Below are 3,924 nucleotides of genomic sequence, written 5' to 3'. Positions count from 1 at the left end.
GTTTGGTGGGGGGGTTTTTGGTTTGTGTGTGTGGTGTGGTGGTTGTGGTGTGGGGGGGGGGGGGGGGCCCCCCCCCCCCGCGCCGCCCCGCCCCCCCCCCCCCCCCCCCCCCCCCCCCCCCCCCCCCCCCCCCTCTCAAAGGCGGCTGGCATGACGCTTTTGCGGTGCACGGCATTGGAACGGGACATCAGTTGTGCCGTTGGGGCGTAAGCGGTGCTCGTGACGCGCCATGATGAGAAGCGGTGGTGTTCAAGGGGCAGCCGTCTGCGGGCGCGGAAGGCGATGCCGGGCACTGCTCGTATCAGCCGTCCCTTGGTGGCGGGCCCCGGCAACGGGCGCTGGGAGGTGTAGGGAGTGGCTTGGATACCCCCGGTCGAGCTGGTCGGCGACGCCTCAGACCTGCGTGTCTTCGCCACGATCTTGTCGGGTGGCAGTGCGTGCGGCCGTTATCTGGACCACGGGTCCCGGTCCTGGCAGAGGCTGGGTCAGGGGGTGGCGCGGCGGGCGAGAGCTTGGCCGGCAGGGAGGTCGGCGACGAAGGCGCGGAGGAAATCGTTGATCTGGGTGAGGTCGGCGCCTGCGGTCATGGCGTCGATGGATGAGTAGAGGCCTTCTTCGATCTCGGTGATCTGCCGGGCCAGGTCGGTGCCCTGGGGGGTGAGGGTGAGTTCGATGTGGCGGCGGTCGTGCGGGGAGGTTTCACGGTGGACCAGGCCTGCGGCGACGAGCCGCTCGACGAGGCGGCTGGGGCTGTTGCCGGTCTCGCAGACCAGCAGGTCGCCCAGGCCGTTCAAGGGGAGGGGCTGGCGGTCCTGCAGGACTCGGATCACCTCAGCCTGGGACGCGGTGACTCCGAGGGGTTTCAATGCCTGGCTGAGCAGGCGGTTTCCTTCCCGCTGCGCGGCCAGGACCAGGTATCTGAACTCCTCGACGGGACGCATGGACGCCATTGTTCCTGTCAGGCCGGGGTGAGGGTGCGGCGGGCGGCGGAGAGCGCAGCGGCCGCGCCGGGGTCGTGGGCCGCCAGTACGGTCAGGTCCGGCTGCCGCTCCCGCAGCTGGTTGATCATCGAGGTGGTCTCGGTCAGGCGCTTCTTCTCCCCGACTCCGGGGACGTGCCCGGCCTCGAGCAGTCCGGCGTCGTAAGTGGTGTCGCCGACCATCAGCAGCGGAACCTGGCCCGCCTGCCGTACGAGCATGGACAGCGAGCCGGGAGTGTGACCGGGGGTGGGCAGCAGCACCATGCTCCCGTCCCCGAACAGGTCATGCCCGGACGTGAACGGCGCGATCGTCGGGTCGGCCAGCGGCTCGGGGTCGACGAACCGCCACCGCAGCCCGGGCAGCTCGATGTGGGAGCGCAGCAGCCCCTTCATCTCCGGGAGCGGTTCGCGCAGGGTTCCCCATTCCCGCCGGGACACGATGATCTCGGCGCCGGTCAGCTCCCGCAGCCCGCCGATGTGGTCCTGGTGCAGGTGTGAGATGACCGCGGTCCGCACATCGCGGATGTCGTAGCCGATCGCGGCGAGCCGCGCGGTCAGCGTCTGCTCCGGCGCGATCTCGAACTGGGCCAGCCGGTCGTACAGCACCCCGGTGATCCCACCGGGGAAGTAGCCGAGATCGGTGACCGACGCCCGGTCCTGACCGGTGTCGAACAGCACCAGGCCGTCCTTGTGCTCGATTACGTACACATTGATCGGCAGCGGCTCGGTCCATCGACGCGAGGTGAACAGCCACCAGTACAGCGGCTTGCCGCTCGCGGCTACATGCTCGGGGTGGATCGACACCGACCCGGTGCTGACCACGGACACCTTCTTGATCTGCTTCGTCTCGTTCGTCATGGAAAATACATTACACGACATCTATGTCGTGTCAACTATTGGGAGAGGGGTTCATCGCGACTGATCGACACAGGCCCCCACCAGGGCAAACCTGGCCGTCGCCGAACCGCAACGAAGGTCAGCTATCTACTGCCAATTTCCGCAGCCAGCTCCCTCGAAGGCCCACCTGGCTAGCCTCGGCCGCTACGCCCGCCTCGGCGAGGAGACCTCCGCCCGCAGCACCGCAGAGCACGACTCCGCCCACCGCCGACGCACTCGCTGACCAGGCCAGCCCAGCCCCAGCGCCGCTTTCAGCCTTCACCGTTATCGCGGGTCTCGTGGGCCGTCCGGACATGCCTTCAAGGCCGGTCTACATGCTTTACGTGACTGAAAAGATCATCCCGCTCTGACCTGCGAGAAGAGGCCAACAACCCCAGATAGCGATTGAACCCAGTTGGTCGGAGCGGGTGGATCCGCATGCGCCTGGCATCCCTGCCGGGCCCCGAGGCGTCGACGACGCGCCGCTTCTGCAGCCGTGATCTGGGGTTCTTGGCAGGTGTGCCAGGCGGCGACCTGGCTCGTCCACTCGGGAGTGGCCAGGTACAGTCAGGCGTCCTGAGGACTGATGGAGACGGTGACGGAACCGACCGGGGCCGCAGGTGCGCGTCGTCCGAAGGCGCTGAGACGGGTCAGTTGCTGTGTCGGCGGCGCCAGGCGGGGCCCATCTTCCTCGCCCACAGGCACGCCTCCACCTGGCCTGTATGCCGCGGCGGTGACAACTCAGGTTGTCGAGTGTCTCTTGACAACCATGGTTGCCAAGAGCTCGTCCAAGAAAGGTCCTAGATGGTGGTACTCATCCTCTCCGTTGCGTCGCCGGGATTCTCGGTGCGAGTTACGGTAGCAAGGGCCAGGAGCACGCCCCACGCGGCGACCAATATCGCGACCAATGAGTTCCACCAGTTCGGTGTCAGCCAGGGGAAAGAGCCGACGATGAATGCGGCTGCGGCAAAGATGCCAACAGCTCGCCCGATTAGTCCGGCGCGTGTCGACCAGCTGAGCGCGACCGCAGCAACGGCGAAACCTAGGAACGCCAGATGCAGAGCGCCGAACGTCGAGCTGACGACCAGTGCTAGAACCTCGGCTGACAGTTGAATCTCAAACACCGGGTAGACCAGACGCCCCACCGCGAGCAGTAGAACGACGAGGGCGACGAGGGCGGCCGTGAGAGCGGTCACTCCCACGTCGATCCGCGCCGACGGTTCGGCCTTGCGCGCGCCGAAGAGGCCGCGGGCACCGGCTCCCCAGCAGATGACCGCGAAGAACAGCAGCTCGTCGCTCCACGACAGTAGCGAGTGACCGCGTTCGACCCACGCCGTCATTGCAACCGCCTCGGAAGGCGCGCTAGGGAGCAGCGACAACAGCAGAAGGGCGACGCCGGTGAGGAGCGCCCCAACGATCATCAGCCAGCGGTGCACCCGTAAGTCAATCGCTTGGCGCGACGTCGTGTCTTGTATCATCGGACCGCTTATCGTACCCGTCATCCGTTTACCGTGCCCTGCGCCCTCTGCCTCCCGCAAACGGGTCGCGTCCTCGGAGCGGTGTAAATTCCTCGACGAGGCAGGTGCCGTGAGCGGATCGCAGGCGGCCTCGGTCACAGATTCCAAGGCCGGGTCGTCGGTCGGGCGGAGCTGCGTGGGTGGGTGGCGTAGTGCGCGGCGGAGGTCCTGCAGGATTCGCAGACCCTTGCTGGTCAGGGTGAAGCCGCGCCAGCCTCGGGCGGCGCGGTCGAGCACGGCCCAGACCAGGGGCACGCACGAGGTTTCGCCGGGGAAGCGGCCGATGACCTTGACCCGGCGGGTCTCGCCGAAGGTGCGCTCGATGAAGTTGGAAAGCCGCACGCGCTTGTGGTGCTCGCGCGGAAACCGCAGCGTAGGCGATCCCACTGATCTCAACTCCATACAGGCCCTAGTTGTCGCCTCGGTGTCTGTCGCGGACCACCGCTAACCCGCCGATCCGGGTCGTGATGCCCGCCGGCCCGCGTCGGGCCGAAGCGAGCACGCTGGCCGGTCGACCGAGGGTGTCACCCTGCTCCACCTCGATCGCGACCG

At 67.4% G+C, this 3,924-nt stretch carries 3 protein-coding genes; all 3 read right to left on the bottom strand.

Annotated elements, in window-relative coordinates:
- Positions 1–485 precede the first annotated feature (485 nt).
- Positions 486–941: a MarR family winged helix-turn-helix transcriptional regulator gene (locus ACIHFD_RS67660; RefSeq protein ID WP_397375932.1), complete on the bottom strand. Its 456-nt coding sequence runs from the start codon at positions 939–941 to the stop codon at positions 486–488.
- A gap of 17 nt (positions 942–958) precedes the next feature.
- Positions 959–1,837 (bottom strand): N-acyl homoserine lactonase family protein, encoded by an 879-nt coding sequence (locus ACIHFD_RS67655; RefSeq protein WP_397375931.1) that lies wholly within the window; start codon positions 1,835–1,837, stop codon positions 959–961.
- Positions 1,838–2,655: 818 nt separating this feature from the next.
- Positions 2,656–3,774: a transposase gene (locus ACIHFD_RS67650; protein WP_397375930.1), complete on the bottom strand. Its 1,119-nt coding sequence runs from the start codon at positions 3,772–3,774 to the stop codon at positions 2,656–2,658.
- Positions 3,775–3,924: the final 150 nt, after the last annotated feature.

The sequence above is a fragment of the Nonomuraea sp. NPDC051941 genome (assembly GCF_044593615.1).
Note: the sequence above shows the minus strand (reverse complement) of the source record. Positions and strands in the feature narration are given on the sequence as shown.

What these genes read in the sequence shown, in the direction of transcription:
- ACIHFD_RS67660 (WP_397375932.1), bottom strand. Translation starts at nt 941, where the DNA reads ATGCGTCCCGTCGAGGAGTTCAGATACCTGGTCCTGGCCGCGCAGCGG.
- ACIHFD_RS67650 (WP_397375930.1), bottom strand. Translation starts at nt 3,774, where the DNA reads ATGGAGTTGAGATCAGTGGGATCGCCTACGCTGCGGTTTCCGCGCGAG.
- ACIHFD_RS67655 (WP_397375931.1), bottom strand. Translation starts at nt 1,837, where the DNA reads ATGACGAACGAGACGAAGCAGATCAAGAAGGTGTCCGTGGTCAGCACC.